At 53.3% G+C, this 17,334-nt stretch carries 21 protein-coding genes; 13 read left to right on the top strand and 8 right to left on the bottom strand.

The features are described 5' to 3' along the window. Positions 1-16: 16 nt before the first annotated feature. From HUW35_RS09325 to HUW35_RS09305, 5 genes are all read right to left on the bottom strand, one after another. Complete coding sequence (locus tag HUW35_RS09325; protein WP_078083998.1) at positions 17-625, bottom strand: polymer-forming cytoskeletal protein; 609 nt, start codon at positions 623-625, stop codon at positions 17-19. Positions 626-892: 267 nt separating this feature from the next. Further along, positions 893-2,272, bottom strand: a complete 1,380-nt coding sequence (locus HUW35_RS09320; RefSeq protein WP_181255327.1) for a sodium:alanine symporter family protein — start codon at positions 2,270-2,272, stop codon at positions 893-895. Positions 2,273-2,363: 91 nt separating this feature from the next. After that, positions 2,364-3,203, bottom strand: a complete 840-nt coding sequence (locus tag HUW35_RS09315) for a sugar phosphate isomerase/epimerase (protein ID WP_181255325.1) — start codon at positions 3,201-3,203, stop codon at positions 2,364-2,366. A gap of 114 nt (positions 3,204-3,317) precedes the next feature. Then, entirely contained in the window at positions 3,318-4,778 is a 1,461-nt protein-coding gene (locus HUW35_RS09310; RefSeq protein WP_181255323.1) for a sugar porter family MFS transporter, read from the bottom strand. 249 nt (positions 4,779-5,027) lie between these two features. Next, positions 5,028-6,509 carry an MFS transporter gene (locus HUW35_RS09305; RefSeq protein ID WP_181255321.1) on the bottom strand — a complete coding sequence of 494 codons (1,482 nt, stop codon included), beginning with the start codon at positions 6,507-6,509 and terminating at the stop codon, positions 5,028-5,030. 339 nt (positions 6,510-6,848) lie between these two features. Here HUW35_RS09305 and HUW35_RS09300 point away from each other — a divergent pair, with 339 nt between their 5' ends. The 6 genes from HUW35_RS09300 to HUW35_RS09275 all read left to right on the top strand — a co-directional run bounded on the left by HUW35_RS09300 (position 6,849) and on the right by HUW35_RS09275 (position 10,781). Beyond that, entirely contained in the window at positions 6,849-7,208 is a 360-nt protein-coding gene (locus HUW35_RS09300; RefSeq protein ID WP_181255319.1) for a helix-turn-helix transcriptional regulator, read from the top strand. Then, positions 7,208-8,515, top strand: a complete 1,308-nt coding sequence (locus tag HUW35_RS09295; protein WP_255463590.1) for a type II toxin-antitoxin system HipA family toxin — start codon at positions 7,208-7,210, stop codon at positions 8,513-8,515. Before HUW35_RS09300 ends, HUW35_RS09295 begins: the two co-directional genes overlap by 1 nt. 319 nt (positions 8,516-8,834) lie before the next feature. Further along, positions 8,835-9,272, top strand: a complete 438-nt coding sequence (locus HUW35_RS09290; RefSeq protein WP_181255315.1) for a hypothetical protein — start codon at positions 8,835-8,837, stop codon at positions 9,270-9,272. 94 nt (positions 9,273-9,366) lie between these two features. Then, positions 9,367-9,768 carry a hypothetical protein gene (locus HUW35_RS09285; protein ID WP_181255313.1) on the top strand — a complete coding sequence of 134 codons (402 nt, stop codon included), beginning with the start codon at positions 9,367-9,369 and terminating at the stop codon, positions 9,766-9,768. A 200-nt stretch (positions 9,769-9,968) separates the two neighbouring features. Further along, positions 9,969-10,283, top strand: coding sequence for a hypothetical protein (locus tag HUW35_RS09280; protein ID WP_181255312.1), 315 nt, complete (start codon positions 9,969-9,971; stop codon positions 10,281-10,283). A gap of 48 nt (positions 10,284-10,331) precedes the next feature. Next, on the top strand, positions 10,332-10,781 hold the full coding sequence (locus tag HUW35_RS09275) for an acyltransferase (protein WP_181255310.1): 450 nt from the start codon (positions 10,332-10,334) through the stop codon (positions 10,779-10,781). A 33-nt stretch (positions 10,782-10,814) separates the two neighbouring features. Here the strand turns inward: HUW35_RS09275 and HUW35_RS09270 are convergent, their stop codons facing one another. Further along, positions 10,815-11,765: an IS110 family transposase gene (locus HUW35_RS09270; protein WP_181255308.1), complete on the bottom strand. Its 951-nt coding sequence runs from the start codon at positions 11,763-11,765 to the stop codon at positions 10,815-10,817. A gap of 720 nt (positions 11,766-12,485) precedes the next feature. On the opposite strand from HUW35_RS09270, the gene HUW35_RS09265 reads away from it, so the two are divergent. The 3 genes from HUW35_RS09265 to HUW35_RS18950 all read left to right on the top strand — a co-directional run bounded on the left by HUW35_RS09265 (position 12,486) and on the right by HUW35_RS18950 (position 13,823). Then, positions 12,486-12,869: an energy transducer TonB gene (locus tag HUW35_RS09265; protein ID WP_181255306.1), complete on the top strand. Its 384-nt coding sequence runs from the start codon at positions 12,486-12,488 to the stop codon at positions 12,867-12,869. A gap of 143 nt (positions 12,870-13,012) precedes the next feature. Beyond that, positions 13,013-13,528 carry a hypothetical protein gene (locus HUW35_RS09260; protein WP_181255305.1) on the top strand — a complete coding sequence of 172 codons (516 nt, stop codon included), beginning with the start codon at positions 13,013-13,015 and terminating at the stop codon, positions 13,526-13,528. A 73-nt stretch (positions 13,529-13,601) separates the two neighbouring features. Then, a complete protein-coding gene (locus HUW35_RS18950; protein WP_305075978.1) occupies positions 13,602-13,823 on the top strand; it encodes a GDCCVxC domain-containing (seleno)protein in 222 nt (73 codons plus the stop codon). A gap of 16 nt (positions 13,824-13,839) precedes the next feature. On the opposite strand, the gene HUW35_RS09255 is transcribed toward HUW35_RS18950, so the two are convergent. After that, positions 13,840-14,544: an MnmC family methyltransferase gene (locus HUW35_RS09255; protein ID WP_181255303.1), complete on the bottom strand. Its 705-nt coding sequence runs from the start codon at positions 14,542-14,544 to the stop codon at positions 13,840-13,842. A 156-nt stretch (positions 14,545-14,700) separates the two neighbouring features. On the opposite strand from HUW35_RS09255, the gene HUW35_RS09250 reads away from it, so the two are divergent. The 4 genes from HUW35_RS09250 to HUW35_RS09235 all read left to right on the top strand — a co-directional run bounded on the left by HUW35_RS09250 (position 14,701) and on the right by HUW35_RS09235 (position 16,141). Beyond that, a complete protein-coding gene (locus HUW35_RS09250) occupies positions 14,701-14,838 on the top strand; it encodes a DUF2986 domain-containing protein (RefSeq protein WP_078085050.1) in 138 nt (45 codons plus the stop codon). A gap of 62 nt (positions 14,839-14,900) precedes the next feature. Then, positions 14,901-15,374 carry a GNAT family N-acetyltransferase gene (locus HUW35_RS09245; protein ID WP_181255301.1) on the top strand — a complete coding sequence of 158 codons (474 nt, stop codon included), beginning with the start codon at positions 14,901-14,903 and terminating at the stop codon, positions 15,372-15,374. Between the two features lie 39 nt (positions 15,375-15,413). Then, on the top strand, positions 15,414-15,692 hold the full coding sequence (locus HUW35_RS09240) for a hypothetical protein (protein WP_181255299.1): 279 nt from the start codon (positions 15,414-15,416) through the stop codon (positions 15,690-15,692). Positions 15,693-15,736: 44 nt separating this feature from the next. Then, positions 15,737-16,141 carry a hypothetical protein gene (locus HUW35_RS09235; RefSeq protein ID WP_181255297.1) on the top strand — a complete coding sequence of 135 codons (405 nt, stop codon included), beginning with the start codon at positions 15,737-15,739 and terminating at the stop codon, positions 16,139-16,141. 74 nt (positions 16,142-16,215) lie between these two features. Here HUW35_RS09235 and HUW35_RS09230 read toward each other — a convergent pair whose 3' ends face one another. Further along, the gene (locus tag HUW35_RS09230; protein WP_181255295.1) at positions 16,216-17,310 is read right to left on the bottom strand and encodes a glutathione S-transferase; all 1,095 of its coding nucleotides are present in this window, start codon (positions 17,308-17,310) and stop codon (positions 16,216-16,218) included. Positions 17,311-17,334: the final 24 nt, after the last annotated feature.

Genomic DNA, 17,334 nt, shown 5'->3' with positions numbered 1-17,334 from the left:
GTCGAGTCATCTGCAATCAGCTATCCGCTGACTCGACTTCCTTGGCCGCATCCTTGGCGCTGTCTTTGGGGGCAAAAGACTTTTTCGCAGCAGCGGCACGCGCCGGTGCTTCATCTTTGGGCGGCAGGTTCGGGTGAACCAGCTTCTCTTTGAATTCGCTGTGACGCGCTTTCATCTCGTCATCGGTATCGACCATATCCATGGAGCCGCGGAACTTACCGCCGTCGTCCAGCTGGATACGCGGGGCAATCAGGTTGCCTTTGACTACCGCGGTGTTGCGGATCTCGATCAGCTCATCTGCCAGTGCATCACCGGTGAGGGTACCGTTGATCACGATATTCTGCGCGTGGATGTTCGCGTTGATTTCACCTTCGCGACCGATGGACAGGTCGTGGCCTTCCATAATCACGGTACCTTCGATGGTGCCTTCAATGTGCAGGTCTTCGGTGCCGATCAGTTCGCCGCGGAACTTGATGTTTTTACCGATCACAGAGCGATCCTTCGCCATGGTGGATTCGAGTTTGTCCGCAAACGGACGCTCGCTCGCACCATTTTCGTTCATACCGGAAAGAAAAGAATTGGAATCCAGATTTGCGTCTGGTTTGGGATCGAGAGGGTTCGCCATTGTGCCACCTAACTGTAACCGTAGAGAAAGTTTATGTTTTTAGGTAAGCAGCGTTTTTAGCGCTTTTTTCCACTGGTTCCCATAGCTGGTGAGACAAAAATCAAAGCGTGCGCCAAGTTTGTGAGCGCCCTCACACAAAATCACTCCGGTTTACGGAACTATTTTTGTGGGGCGCCTGAAAACCATTCAAGCCTGCCCAAAAATAACACAGGCAATAAAACTCGGCACTGATGAAATACTGATTAAATCAGCGAAAAAACACGCACCTTACGCACCCGTAGTTTTCACAAAATAATCGTGCGCAGCCCGATTTACCCGACCAGACAGGCGCAGGGTGGACACCATGGTGGGAATCGCCATCACCGCATACATACCGATAATCAGGTTATTGACGATATTCAGTGAAGCCACCGCACCAAATACGATCAGCAAAAGGTAAAGGATGGTGTAGATCACCTGAAAGCGGTTGCCAAACAGGAATACGAAACACTTCATGCCGTAATACCAGAAAGTGACAATAGTACTGAAGGCCAGCGGTACCACCATCACCAGCAGCAGTACGGGCCCCCAGCCACCAAACACGCTGCTAAAGGCATTTGCAGTGAGCGATACGCCTTCGATGCCCTCGCCGTGCTGCCACACACCGGTAAGCAGAATCACCAGCGCGGTACAGGTACAGATGATCAGGGTATCCACAATGGGGCCCACCATCGCCACCACGCCCTCGCGCACCGGCTCGGTCGTCTTGGCCGCGCCGTGGGCCAGGGACTCAGTGCCGATGCCCGCCTCATTGGAGAAGGCGCCGCGGCTGATACCGGTGGTGATCACCGCGCCCAGCGCGCCGCCAGCCACCGCTTTACCGGTAAACGCATCGGAAATAATCAGTGCGAATGCCGCGGGAATTTCCTGCCAGAAATAACCGATCACGCCCAGGGTCAGTAACAGGTAGAACACCACCATCGCCGGCACGATGCGCACCGCGAAGCGACCGATACGCTGAATACGCCCGGAAATCACCACCAGCGCGGCCAGCGCCAGGGCCACACCCAGGCCGAGTTCGAACGCAAACGCACTATCCGCAGAGACCCAGCCCAGTGGCTCGGCAAATGAAACCCGCAGCAACTGCACCGTCTGGTTGGACTGGAAGGAAGGCAGCAGGCCGCACAGGCCGGCAATGGCGAACAGATAAGCCAGCGGCTGCCAGCGCTTGCCCAGCCCTTCGCGGATCACATACATGGGGCCGCCCTGGATTTCGCCGTTGCTGTCGCGGCCGCGATACATCACCGCCAGGGTTGCGGTGTAGAACTTGGTCGCCACCCCGACCAGTGCGGTCACCCACATCCACAGGATCGCCCCGGGGCCACCGGTACTGATGGCAATCGCCACCCCGGCAATATTGCCCAGACCGAGGGTACCGGATAATGCGGTGGACAGTGCCTGGCGGTGGGGAACCTGGCCGGGATCATCGGGATCGTCGTACTTGCCCCGCAACAGGTCGATGCTGTGGCCCAGGTGGCGATAGGGACGGCCGCGGGAGCTGATCAGCAGAAACAGGCCGCCACCCACCAGCAACACCAGTAGCGGCGTGCCCCAGGCGTAGGCGACGAAGGTATTGAGCGCGGAATCCAGGGATTCGATAAATGACATGAGAGGTTTTCCCAGCGGGGTTCAGTACGACAAACGGGATATGCTCGCGCACTGGAGGGAAAATCTCAAACCTTCTGCGACTAAGGACGAGTCAGAGGCCGTTCCAGTTCCGCACTGCCGCCAGGCTGGCGGATACCGACTGCAATGGATTCTCCGGGTTATCGTGCTCAACATAGCCAAACTGGTAACCAGCGGCTTTCGCTGCCTTGAAAATCTCGGGGAAATCGATCAGCCCCGCGCCGACACTCACCATATTCCCTGCACTGTCCATATCCTTGATATGCCAAAGAGGGAAGCGACCGGGATAATTACTGAAATACTCCAAGGGATCTCGCCCGGCCTTGTGCACCCAGAACAGGTCCATTTCGAAACTGACGAGCTGAGGGTCGGTGGCTTCCAGCAGATGATGATACGGGAGGAAGCCGTCCGTTACGTGGAATTCAAAATCGTGATTGTGATAGGCAAGCTGAATTCCCACCGTGCGGAATTGCTCTGCCCAGAGGTTGAGCTCATCCGCCAGCCGGCGGTAATTGTCCGGAGTGCGTTCTTCCTCTGCAAGCCAGGGCAACACAGCATAGCGGTGACCGATTTCCGCTACAGTTTCCAGGCTTTCGGCAAAGTTTTCCCGCAATTGCGAGAGCTGCAGATGCGCGGATGGAGCCTCAAGCCCCTCCCCATTGAGCACTCGCCGAATCTCACCGGGTTTGACGCCATAGTAACCCGCAAACTCGACCTGTTTGTAGCCGATGGCGGCTAGCGCCTTCAGGGTTTCAGCAACATCCTTTTCCATCAATGTACGGACTGTATATAGCTGCACACCACTCACCGGGACCAGAGAGCGATTAGCAGTTCCGCTCCCCGCCAGCGCTGAGGGCAACATACTGGATGTAATCGCTGCTACTGAAAGGTTGAGGAAGTCTCTACGGTTCATTTTGTTTTTCATTGTCAGCGCTCTCGTAAGTACGACCCCAGAAATCATTCTGGGCGACGGCCCGCGTGGGGCGAATACCCACTCAACACTGGTAATGCGGACCTTCCTGGAAAATCAGCCCTGCATCTGCTCCAGCTCGCGCCCCTTGGTCTCGCGCACATATTTGCTGACGAAGAAGATCGAGATGAACGCACAGAGTGCATAAATACCATAGCTGCCTGAGAGTTGGATACTGACCAGCAGTACCGGGAACGACAGGGTAATGCCGAAGTTGGCCAGCCACTGGGCGAGGCCGGCTACGGCGAGACCGGAACCGCGGATCTGGTTCGGGAACATCTCGCCGAGCATCACCCACATCACCGGGCCCCAGGACGCATTGAAGAAGACCACGTAAGCATTGGCGGCAATCAGTGCAATAGTGCCGACAGAATCCGACAGGCTGAGTCCGCCGTCTTCACCGAGCGTCGCCCGGGAAAACGACACTGCCATGATCGCCAGGGTCACCGCCATGCCGATGGAACCCACCCACAACAGTGGTTTGCGGCCGATTTTGTCTACCAGGATCAGCGCGGTAATCACTGCGGCAATACTGACCGCACCGGATACCACATTGATCAACAGCGCATCGCTCTCGGTGAAGCCCACCGACTGCCACAACACCGCGCCGTAATAGAACACCACATTGATTCCCACCAACTGCTGGAAGACCGCGAGACCGATACCAACCCACACAATGCTGCGCAGCTTGCCGGTTTTTGCGTCCTTGAGATCAGACAGGCTGGGGCGGTGGTCGTCGGCCAGGGAAGCGCGGATATCCCGCTCCTTGTCGCCGGCCGCGCGCTCGCCGAACAGGCGGGTCAGCACCGAGCGAGCGGTATCACCGCGACCGCTGGCCACCAGGAAGCGCGGGCTTTCGGGAATGAAATACAGGCCGATCAGGAAAATAGCCGCGGGGAGCAGTTCTATCCAGAACATCCAGCGCCAGGCCTCAAAGCCCATCCAGAACTCGGTAGTGGAAGCGCCGGCGAATTTGGCGATGGCATAGTTACTGAGGAATGCCGCGGTAAGGCCACTGATGATCGCCACCTGCTGTACCGTGGCCAGCCGCCCGCGGTAGGCAGCGGGCGCCACCTCACTGATATAAGCGGGGGTCATCACACTGGCCGCACCGACCGCAAGGCCACCGAGAATGCGGTAGAAGACAAACTCCAGGGAGCCGGTGGCAATACCGGAGCCCCAGGCAGAAACGATGAACATGATAGCGGAGACAATCAGCAGTGCCTTACGGCCATACTTGTCCGCCAGGGTGCCGGCGAAGAATGCGCCGATGGCACAACCGAGCAGCATCGAGGCCACATTGAAACCAGTGCCGGCGCTGTCGGAATTGAATGCAGCTTGCAGGCCATCCACGGTCCCGTTGATAACACCACTGTCGAACCCGAACAGGAAGCCGCCGATGGTGGCGACACCGCTGATGGCGATGACCAGGCCGTGATTGGTTTCTGCGGAACCTGCGGAAGGTGCAATTCCAGGCGCAGCATCAACTGCCGCACCACTGCTGACGGTGGTATTCATTATTTTCTCTCACTCACTACGGGCCGCTGTGCGACTCCAATTTATTCTTTGATCGGCCAGCTTGCGCCGCTTCCCTCAAGCTACGTGAAATCAGGGCGAGTGGCCAATGGCACATTTATACAATTAATTACACGATTATGTAAACGATTACAGAAATCCAGGGGAAATGGACTCGGAGCAACCGCAGCTCAACCTCACGCCCACAAAAAAGCCCCTGCGGTGAGGGGCTTTGGGAAGAAACGATACGTATCAGGCGGCAACCGGATCCGACGTTGCGGGAAGTGCCGCTTCCTCTTGTACAAAGAACACCGAGATGGCGCCACACACCATAAACACGCCGGCCAGCATCAGGATATAGATGGCCTGGTTGTCGAACACGCCGGCCAGGATCGGCCCCGCCACCAGTGCAGACAGGATCTGTGGTGCGGCGATGGTGAAGTTGAAGATGCCCATGTACACGCCGGTTTTGCTCGCCGGCAGCGAGTCAGAAAGGATTGAGTAAGGCATGGCCAGAATCGCGGCCCAGGCAATACCCACACCGATCATCGGAATCAGCAGGCCGAGCGCACCACTGGGAACGGTCACCTCGGTAATCAGCAGATTTACCTGGGTGGCTTCACCGCCCTGGAACAGCACAAAGCTCATGTAACCCAGGCCACCCAACAGCAGCGACAATGCGTATGTGGGCTTGCGGCCAAGCTTGCTGGCTACGCGGGCCAGCACGATGGAGAAGAGCGCGGCGAACAGGGAATAAGCGGCGAAGATAATCCCCACCCAGTCACCGGCAGCGCCCTTGGCGGCGGCGATATGCGCGGGGATCTCACCCACAGATTCCAGGTAGTGGGAATCAAACCACTTGGCCTCCACACCCCACACGTGCTGGGTAATGGCCGGAGTGGTGTACACCCACATGATGAACAGGGAGAACCAGGAGAAGAACTGCACTACTGCCAGCTGACGCATGGTCTTGGGCATGCTCACCAGCAGCTTGAAGAAACCGCCCAAACGCTGCGGCAGGGATTTGCGCTCCGCCAGCTCCTTCGCCAGGGTCTCTTCGTCGATCCCCTTGTAAGCGTTGTATTCCTTCGGCGCATACTCCTTGGTGCGGAACACTGTCCACAGTACCGAACCCAGCAGTACCGAAGCACCGATATAGAAAGCCCAGATTACCGACGGCGCCACTTCACCCGCCTGCGAGGTGTTCTCCAGGCCGATCACATTGGTGAGGATAAACGGCAGCATGGACCCCATCACCGCGCCGATATTGATCAGCAGGGACTGCACCGCGTAACCCACTGTGCGCTGCTCCGAGGGCACCATATCCGAGACCAGCGCACGGAACGGCTGCATGGTGACGTTGAACGCCGCATCCATCAGCGCCAGCATCACGCCCCCGAACAGGATCGGCGCAACAAAGGCCACCGCGATACCGGCATTGGGCATAAACGCCATGCCCAGTGCCGCGGCGATGGCACCGAACAGGATATAAGGGTTGCGACGGCCGAAGCGGCTCCAGGTACGGTCAGAGGCAGACCCCACGATCGGCTGCACAATCAGCCCCATCAAGGGCGCAACAATCCAGAACAGGGACAGGGAGTGCAGATCTGCACCCAGATCGGAAAGAATCCGGCTCGCATTGGCATTCTGCAGGGCAAATCCAAACTGCACCCCGAGGAAACCGAGGCTGACATTCCACACCTGCCAGAAGGGAAGCTTGGGCTGTTGTTTCATCGCATTAACCGCCTGATTATTGTTGAATCGGCCGAATACACCGGAAATAGTGCGGTGCGGGGCTCTGGTTATGGCGGCATTGTGTCAGCAGGGGCAGTGCGGGCCATCCTCCCCGGCGGGGGCGGAGAGCACAGCTGGTAGCGCCGTGAACGGCGCTGCACTTCCGGTCAAAACAGATCAATCAAACAGCAAACCCGCATAAAGTGCGATTTTTAGCACCTAAAGAACATTAGAGCCCACTAAGTTCCAAATACGGAATATTAAAAACAGGCATTGTAATATCCCCATAAAGGAACATAATCGAGGGAATCAAAGCTTATATCCCCTATAAAGCACCTTATGGACCAAAGCCAGAAATCCCCCGCCGCCATCGCCGAAGCGCTGGGCCAGCGCCTGAAGCAGGCACGCCTGAACCGAGACCTCACCCAAATAGAGGTAGCGGAGCGCGCCGGCGTCAGCCGCAAGGCGGTGCTCAATGCGGAAAAAGGCAAGGCGCAGCTGGAGGTTCTGGTCGCCATACTCCAGGCCCTCGACCTCACTGCCCAGCTGGACAGTTTCCTGCCGCCGCAGCCGCCCTCGCCGATCCAGCTGGCCAAACTCCAGGGTAAGCAGCGTCAGCGGGCCTCCGGCCAGCGCGGCAAGGGCGACGGGCATGAGGAAGGAGAAGACAAAGACACACAGGAGGAACCGGAATGGTAATGGAAGTCATCAGCGTCGATTACCAGGGGCAAGCCGCCGGTGCCGTCAGCTTCGACACCGATACCGGTATCGGTGCATTTGAATATGACCCCGCCTTTATCGACACCGGCATCGAACTTTCCCCCCTAAAAATGCCCCTGGCACGACGAATCTACAGTTTCCCGGAACTGCGCTATGAAACCTTCCGCGGCCTGCCCGGCCTGATTGCCGACTCCCTCCCCGACGACTTCGGCAATGCGGTACTCAACGCCTGGATGGCCGCCCAGGGCAAACACCCGCAAGACATCACGCCACTGCAAAGGCTGCAGTACACCGGTAAACGCGGAATGGGCGCCCTGGAATACGCCCCCGCCACCCGCATCAAGAAGCTCAACGCCTCCCAGGATATCGCCATCGACGAACTGGTGAGCATCGCCCAGGAAGTACTCGACAGCCGCGCCGGCTTCCGCGTAGAGCTGGATAAAGATGGAGAAAACCGGGAAGCCATGGTCGCCCTGCTCTCCGTAGGCATGAGTGCCGGCGGCGCCCGCCCCAAAGCGGTACTGGCTTTCAATAAAGACTTCAGCCACGTGCGCTCCGGACAAACCGAGGTCCCCGAAGGCTTTACCCACTACCTGATGAAATTCGACGGCGTGAGCGAGCACAACAAAGACCGGGAAACCTTCGGCGACCCCATGGGCTTCGGCGCCATGGAATACGTCTACCACGAGATGGCCACCAACTGCGGCATCGACATGATGCCCTGCCACCTGCTACACGAGGGCAACCGGCGGCACTTTGTCACCGAGCGCTTCGACCGCCGCGGCAACGACAAGATCCACATCCAGACCCTGAACGGTCTGGCCCATGTGGACTACAAAGCCCCCGGCTCTTTTTCCTACGCCGAACTCTTCGGCATCGCGAGACAACTGAAACTCACCGCGAGGGAAGCCGAACAGCTACTGCTGCGTATGGTGTTCAACATCGTCGCCCGCAACCACGACGACCACGCCAAGAACTTCGCCTTCCAGTTAACAGAAAAAACCTGGCAACTGGCCCCCGCCTACGACCTCGCCTACAGCTACAAACCGGGCAGCCGATGGGTCAACAACCACTGGATGAGCCTGAACGGCAAGCGGGAAAACTTTACCCGGGAAGATATCCACAGCCTGGAAAAAATCAGCCCACTGTTTAGCAGAAGGAAGATCGACAGCATTGTGGATAACGTGGTGGAGCAGGTATCACAATGGCGAAGGCTAGCGCTTGAGCACGAGGTGCCGCACTCACTAGTTGAGGAGATTGAGGGGAACTTGCGGCTGCATATATAGCTGTCCGATTCAGCTCAGACAGCAGCTATACGACCTGCATACCGGTGGCTAGCCAGCGGAAATAATAGTAGCAATTCTTCTATTTCTTGAACAAACGCCGTAAGTCATTGATATTTATAGCTGTGGAAAATAAATAGTAGCCAGTTGATATTGCAGCACTCGGAAGGAAAATCTCGTTATTTCCGATTAAAATCTAAGCGCATGAATATAACCTATTGATTCTAATGATGTTTCGAGTTAACGATCAATTCGCGAGAAGTAAATAGTAGCCAGAGAGATATAAAGCCACTGGCCTTTGAATAAACTGTTAGGAGCCATGATGAAAAAGACAGTCGTAGCTCTTCATGACTATCAACATGGCGGTGCAGCTATGTTAGTCCGCTGTGACAATGTCGAAGAATTAAAGAGCTCTCTTGGAAAGTCATGGAAGGTGATTTCTGAAAATGTCGAAAGCCATCCATATTACAAATACGCAATAAAAAAAAGCGATCCTATTTATGAGTTTGCAAAGCCAGCAGGGCTTTTAGAGGTCATTCTATTTATAAGCAAAAGGCAGCAAGAAGGAAAAACTGGTTACCCAATAAAAATCGAGTCTCAGATGGGCTATATATATCGAGAGGTATGGGCGCGCTCAGAAGCTGATGTTGTGAGTGTTTTCCCTGGATGTAAATTTGTCTATGGCGAAATTTTGAACGAACCTCTTGAGCGTAGCGATATCGATATTGAAGATGATTTTATCCGTAAATACCGAGCCTAACGCTCCTAACAAGGCCATTAACTTCGCGCCTTTCGGCGCCGGACAGCCTACGCTGCGCTCCGGCTGCCGGTTATGGCGGCGTTAGGCAATTAGAATGCTAAATCGAATAAGAGATGGTTTTTCATTATTTTTGTTACTTATGCTTGTTGTATCCGTCGCAATTTCATGTGTGGGGATGGAGAAGTATTTGAGGAGCGTGGCTGGCATGCTCTTTTGGTGTAGCTGGGTTCCAGTAATTTCATTATTTGCAGCATTTACGTTACGGAAAAAGGCAGTTGAAGGTTCATTAATCTTTTACGGTTCTTTTATAGGTGGCATTGGTTTCGCACTGTTTATGACAGTCAAAACCGCCAGTTGGGTACTTACGAGTGGTCCATTGAACGAAGCCGCATTGATATTTATCGTAATGCCAATGGGGCTATTGAAGTGGTCTTTAATTGGTTCCGCTGGTGGTTTGGCGGTCGCATTCTGGTATTGGCTCGCTCGGCGTGCCTAACAACACGCTGCAGGCCGACGGCTAACTTTGTGCACTTTATGCGCAGTTCGCTTCGCACCCAATTTTCGCGCAAAATGCGCTTAGTTATAGTGTCTACTTTTTGTGGGTAAGACCAGTGTCAGAGAGCCAAGAGCATGGATAGCTGCCCGGTTTGTAGAAACAATGTCGTCACTCGCCCCCAAGAGTGGAGTGGAGGCCGAATGTTCGTCGAATGCTCGAACTGTGGAAATTACGAAATTTCTCCCGAGCTATATGACGAGCTTTTGCGCTTGTCGGAGTCAGATTGGAGGATTGAGCGCCTTCGCTTAGAGGTTGCAAATATCGCTGAACCCCGAATGATTTGGAAATCAACCAGCAATATTCCCAAATTTACTACCATTGGTTTCGAAAAACCTACGGAAATTAAGAAGAGGTTTCTAAGAGCCAAGGCCGAGGGAAGAACGGTAACTGGTGGGACCATCTCTCATGTAGGTGACGCGGACAACGAGCCCAATAATAACAATCAGGAGCAGTGAAACTACGGCCCTCCGGGCCTCCGAGGGCGTTAGACATTCGCAAATATCATGCAAGATAAGGTTTCATTATCGCAGTACGTTAGGAAGCGAAACGGTGTTGCGCTGGGTGCAAACCGCTCCATGAGAAATATGCTGTATCGCTCTCTGGGTGCGGGCTCATTCCCGGTCTTTTGGCATTATTGGAACCCGATATGGGGCTACTATTTGTCTCGCAACATCATGAAGCCGCTCGGTTTATTTCTGCCGAACTGGCTAGCGATCATTTTTACGTTTCTTGTTAGTGGTGCGATCCATGATTTAGCGGTATCTCTCGTTAAATGGAAAATGATTATATTTTTCACTCCATGGTTTGGCCTTATGGGTATTGCAGTTATTCTTTCAAAGTATTTTTCTATTTCTTATCGCTCATATCCGTGGCTTTTTCGTGCATCAGTAAATATACTTTTTATCAGTAGTACACTTTTGGCAACATACTTCGTAGAGGGCAAATATGCCTAACAAGCGACTGTGGTTGCAACCCCGCTCATAAAGCTATGCAGCCCAAACCTCTCCATCTCGAACCATAGCGTTCAAGATCGTGACCATTTTCCGCATACAAGCTGTCAAAGCTACTTTTTTATGCTTGCCCTGAGCGACCAGTTTTCGGTAATGCGCTTTGATTACTGGGTTGCACTGGGTGGCACTTACTGTCGCCATATACAGAACCACGCGTACAGTTGATCTGCCACCTCTGATTCTTCTCTTGCCACGGAGCTTTCCGCTGTCCCGATTCATTGGCGCGACGCCAGTAAGAGCGGCTATTTGCTTGTTATTCAGTGTGCCGAGCTCGGGGAGATCTCCGAGTAGCGTGTGTACCAAAACATCGCCAACGCCAGGAACGCTTTTCAATAGAGCTTTCTTTTCCTCCCAAGCGGCTTCTTTTTCAATCGCTGAACTCAGTTGCTCGTCCACCCATTCAACTTCCTTATCCAGCTGCTTGATCAGCCTCCGATAAGTGCTGGCCAGTACGCCATCCCCCATGATTGACTGCCTGTTTAGCTCGCGTGTTCTCATATTCATGAGTTGGCGACGTCGAGCCAGTAGGTCTTTGATTTTTCTTAGATTTTTCCCTTGTGATCTACTTGGTGTTGGCTGGATCCTCGCGGCGAATTCGGCAATCAGTGCGGCATCGAGCTTATCCGTTTTGGCGAGCTGTTCCACAGCACCGGCGTAGCGACGAATTGCACGGGGGTTGGCGATAATGACTGGCATATCGCGCTCAAATCCGGCTTCCGCCAATGGCAATTCGTAGCGGCCTGTGGCCTCCATCACCAGCCTGGCAACCTTATAGCGAGCTAACCGGTTGAGGGAGTATTTGATGCCATCAGGGGTATTATCGGACCTCCAATGAACGTCTCTCTCGTGAATATAGAAATCCAGGAAATCCTTTCCAATATCCACGCCCACGTTAACTCCCGCCTCAGCACTTTTACGATTTGTCATGATGACTCGTCCTTGCTAAATTCGGGCTTGAAGCCCATTCGACTGTTCGAGTTTGTAAATCGGGTCGGCCACCCGCCCAGGCTTGTTAACGATCTTTGAAGATCTGGCGAGCATCGGGCTGGGCGGCCGGTAACATGGTGAGAGATGTTACGGGCTTCAACTTACCGGATTCGGGGGAAGTAGACCATACAAGACAGTACAGGCCGACGGCCAAATTTGTGCACTTTATTTGCGGTCGCTGCGCTCCTATTTTTGCGTATAAAGAGCCTCAAATTTTCCGCGGTTATGCGCGATACTATATGGATCCATTCGTTTTCTAAGAAAAGTAGATTTTGAGTATTTTATGAATATAAATATTGGGCTCACCCCCTACATACTGATATTCACTTCCATTATTCCGGCATTACTGGCATTTTGGGTTGCGAAGAAGCAAGGACGTTCAGCCGTAGCCTGCTCAGCGGTTGCTCTAGTTTTAGGTTTTAGCTGGGTCGGTGGTTGGCTTTACTTGGCAGTACTAACCCTCTTAGCACCAAAGCAAGTGGGTAGTTAGCTCCCATATAAAGACGCAGGCATATTAATTCATACCTCCGTGGGACGTCTTACTTTGTGTGCATTTTGTACAGGTCGCTTCGCTTCCCTTTTTGCGCAAAGCACGTCCAAAGAAAGCCACTCCTGCAGCGGGCTGCCATGTATTCGATATCTAACAATAACGGACATACTATGAAAATTATATTGATCATCATCATGTCAATTGCGATTGCTTCATGCGCTTCAACATCTGAGCAATACTTGACCTCAGAGCCAGTAGAGATAGGGATTGATAAACTGGATCGCTACTGGGTTAATGAAAGTAAATCTATTAGATTTAGCATTTCGCCTCGCGTAGTACCAGCGCCTGGTACACAAGGGGTTGTAAAGGTACGTTTTCTTATTGATTCAAAAGGTGATGTATATAACCCAGAGATCATAGAGTCGTATCCAGAGGGAGCCTGGGATCAAAGTGCACTAGTTGCAAGTACGAAACAAAAGTATGTTCCGTCAAAAGACAACACTAAGCGAACTCCAGTGTATGTCATTCAAACGATTAAATTTAAATTTGGCTGATAGAAAATCAGCCGGCGTCTTGCTTTGTGCACGTTTTGATCGGCCGCTGCGCTCCACATTTCGTGCAAAACGCGCACAAAGCAAGTCGGCCTGACTGCAGCGCTAGCCAATTTAAGCATCACTCGTTTTAAGGGAGTAAGTGAATGCAAAAAGAAAAATGGTATAAAAACCCAGAAATGCTCGTTGCACTAACAGCGCTATTTATTGGCTTGATCACCGCAGCTATTTCCATTTATTCCGCCTATATTGACCGCGCCTATGCTAAAGCCTCGGTTTGGCCAAGAGTGGAAATTTTCAGAAGCTACAATAATAACGGTTTCAGCTACGGCGTTTCAAATAGAGGTACCGGCCCTGCGATTATAGAGTATGCAAAGGTAAGTTCAGGGAACCACTTTTTAAAAAAGTGGGCCGAATTACCGGAGTTCAAAAATATTTCTCAATCGCACTTCAGTAACGTCATATTATCATCAGGACAAACCATCAACCCTGTAAAGTACAAGGGAGAACTAATTAGCGACGTCCTGACTTTAGATAAAAAAATACAAATCGAAATTTGTTACTGCTCAATTTATGGCGATTGCTGGATTGTAAACCGCTCAAATGAAACCCAACCAACAGAAACCTGCTCAGTGAGTTCTGAACAGGCATTTGCACAATAAAAAAGTATCATTCCGGGCCACGTCTCTTTGTAACGGGCCTCACATCTATGAATTTGAAAATAGTGGCAGGAATATGGCAGACATGATTCTCGAGTCAACGATCACTTGTCCTGAATGCCATCACCAGAAGATGGAAATCATGCCGACAGATTGTTGTATCTTCTTTTATGAGTGCGAGAGCTGCCAAACCCTGCTAAAGCCAAAGCCTGGTGATTGCTGTGTTTTCTGTTCGTTTGGCACAGTCAAATGTCCGCCGATCCAGCAGGGGCAGCACTGTTGCGGAAAGATCACCTAACCCAGCAAGCATGCCCTCAACGGGATTTTTTCACACGCCGTGCGGCCATTTTCCTTGCCACAAAAATAGTGTGGCGCGCCCCCTTACCGGGGCGCTCTCGCACTGTCTCTACCTTTACCTGAAAGCCTGCCTTCTTTAGACGGCCGACGTACATGGAGTCGGGCCCCGCCGACCACACCGCCAGAACACCGCCCGATGCCAGACTACTGAAAATACTGCTGGTCCCCTCTACAGAGTACAGCCAGTTGTTGTCACTGTGTGTCAGCCCCTCCGGACCATTGTCCACATCCAGGAGCACGGCGTCATAGCGAGCGTCACCCTTCGTCAGTAGCTCTGCCACGTCGCCGATATGTACGCTTACCCGGGCATCATCCAGAGGCCGTCCGGCACAGTTTCCCAGTGGTCCTCGGTTCCACTCCACGACCTCGGGAATCAGGTCGGCGACCATTACCTCGGCGCTGGATGGCACTGCCTCAAGGGCCGCCGCCAGTGTGTAGCCCATCCCCATACCACCTACCAGTACGCGGGCATGCTCCCGGTTCTTCAGATGAGCACAACCCAACACCGAGAGCTGCTGCTCGCTGTTGAACCGGCGACTGTTCATGAGTTCGCCACGGGGACCGGACAGAGAAATGGAGAATTCCTGGTCGCGCTGGCGCAGTGTGAGCACCCCGCCGTCGTTGGGAATCTGGGCGGTACCGAGTTGGATCCAGGGCTTCATGGGGAGAGCTCACTCACGTCTGGGGGTAATTGGAGAATGCGGACTGCGCGCGCAATGTAGCACACGTTGGTTCGCCATGCCGGGGACGTTAATATGCACACATTCGCCAGACCAGTTATGGTATCCACATATGCCCGCAACCCCACCGAGAATCCCATGAACCGCAGGAAGAAAGTCAACCAGATCCTGAAGAAGAAGGCCAAGAAGGCCAACGACAAGCTCAATCCCAAGAGCAAGCCCCGCTACATATCCAAGGCCGAGCGTGCAAAGCAGGAACAACAAGCCGGGGAGTAACCAGGGCCACGGATCCTCTTTAGAGTCGTGACACCAGTACCATAAGAATTCAGCGAACACCTATGCAGATTATCAACCTGGCACATGCTCCGGAGGTCATCGGGACTCTGGCCCGATGGCACTTCGACGAATGGCACACCCTTTACCCCGAGGAGACTCTGGAAGATTTCCAGACAGAGTTGGTGGCGTCGACGGCGCAGGGGACAGTACCCTCCACATTTGTCGCGCAAGTAGACGGCAACGTGGTTGGCTCAATCAGCCTGTTACCGCATGATATGGATATCGACGAGCCGTGGACTCCGTGGCTGGCCAATCTATATGTACACCCGGATTACCGGCAGCAGGGCGCTGGCAAACAGCTGGTCCAGCATTTGATCGCCTTCGCTCGCCGCAATTCCCTGGACCAGCTTTATCTGTTCACACCCAGCAGTCGCGATTATTACGAGGCGCTTGGCTGGACATTATTGAGAAGGCAGTCCTATAAGGGACAGCAAGTAGACATTATGCTGTTAGCGCTATCGGAAACAGGTGAATAGCAGAAGCGTCAAGAAAACTAAAACTCAAGGAGGAGTTGAATGGACCCATTCAGAAATATACAAAGCAAGCACCTGTCCATAGTGCTCTCGTTTGCCAGAATCCTGTGTTTCTTCTCGATGCTGGCTTTTATCGTGATTCTGCTGGGCACGATATTCAGCCCGTTCATTGGATTCCCTATTCTCTATTTCATCTGGTTTATTGGTATTCCCATATCGGGCTTTATACTGTCTGCCCTGCTCGCCGCTCTGGTGGCATTTGAAGAGGGATTCAGACAGAGGACCGAGCGGATACTGACTGGAAAGCAGGATCCTGCTTGATTCCACCTGAAGCACGCCGTAATAACGACATAATGGATTATCCGATGAAATTAACCGCTGTTCTCACTGCCCTGTTTCTGGTATCTCCCATGGCCCTGGCATCATCGCTGGACCTTAAGGGGGTATGGAAGCTGAAATCCGGCGAGTACATCAATGGTGAAGGTGATTTGATTAGTTATCAGTCACTCAATATGCAGTCCCTGAAAATCATTTCCGATACCCACTTCAGTTTCACCTCCATGAAGGGCGACACTTTCTGGGCTTCTGGCACAGGGTCTTATGAATTCGAGGACGGGAAGTACGTTGAGAAGCTTCAGCTCAATTCCTTTGGCGAGAAACCGGGCGCGATATTCGCGTTTGATGCCAGGGTAGAAGGGGAATACTGGTACAACACTCGCTGGGAAAATGGCAAGCGGGTTGAATACGAGGTATGGCAAAAGGTTGAATGACCCGATTCGCAGCAGCCACCAACCGCTGATGCTGCATCGGTAATTAAACGGTGCCCCGTACTCCGGGGCACGAGCTATTGCGCTTTATCCACACGCATTTTATTTTCAACGCGGTGAACACGTCGCGGCAAAGGCTGCTCGAGCAATTCATCCAGTCCGTTTATTGCATCCAGCAAACCGCTCACCCTGCGCTTATCTTCCCCTTCCAGGCTGGCGTAAAAATCATGGCAGCGCTGCCACATCCATTGCATATAGGGAAACGTCAGGCGCGTTCCGCTGACGCCCTCAATGGTAAACCCGACCTCGCCGATAGCGCGCTCAATCTGATCACCTCCCTGCCAGTTGCCGACCTGTTCCATTGTCTGCCGAATAACCGGACCCTGCTCCTCCAGCATGCGCTGTAAAACCGGGTACAGGGTTTCCGGCACTTGGTCGTATGCCAGAAACTCGCCGGATCGCGGAGCGGGCTCGATCATACGCTTGACCCAGCCAACCACATTGGGCGCCTGTGCTTCCATCAACCGTCCGGAATACGGATCGCGATACAGGTGCGCATACAGGGGGCCAATCAGGCCGAAATCTCCCATACAGGGGCGGCTGCCCAGCAAATAGGGGTAAAGAGCAAAGTGGCGATCCAGATCTGTCAGCAGGCTCAGGTAACTTTTTTCGATGGCGGGTACGATGTCGTCTGCTACCCCCAACATCGACAGCGCGCCGGCGAAGGGCTTGGCGGTCTGCTGCCCGATTGCCATCTGTTCCTCTTTACTCGCGTGCGGTGCCGAGGTACGACCGAACTCGCCGATGGCGAAACTCCGGTTTTCGTCGATATTCCAGCGGTAGTGCATTGCGGGAATTACCAGCCACTCGTCACCGTAGGTTTCGAGTAATAAAGAGATGAGATTCTGTTTTGGCGTAGCCGGATACACCGGTGATTCGGGATAACGCTTTTCCAGGGCGTCGATGATTACCGTTGTATCCTGCAGTGCCTCACCTTCAGCGGTAATCAATACCGGGATATAGCGCACACCGGTACGTGGAATAATGACATCCTGAAACACTTCCCGTGAGGCGATAACCTCTTCAAATGGAATGTGTTTGTATTTCAGATAGCAGCGGAGTTTCCCTGTATAAAGAGAAACCTCGGCACCGATCAACTGATGTGAAGCCATGCTTAACCCGTCTTAATTACAAAC

The sequence above is a fragment of the Microbulbifer sp. YPW1 genome, from assembly GCF_013367775.1.
Classification (GTDB): Bacteria; Pseudomonadota; Gammaproteobacteria; order Pseudomonadales; family Cellvibrionaceae; genus Microbulbifer.
Note: the sequence above shows the minus strand (reverse complement) of the source record. Positions and strands in the feature narration are given on the sequence as shown.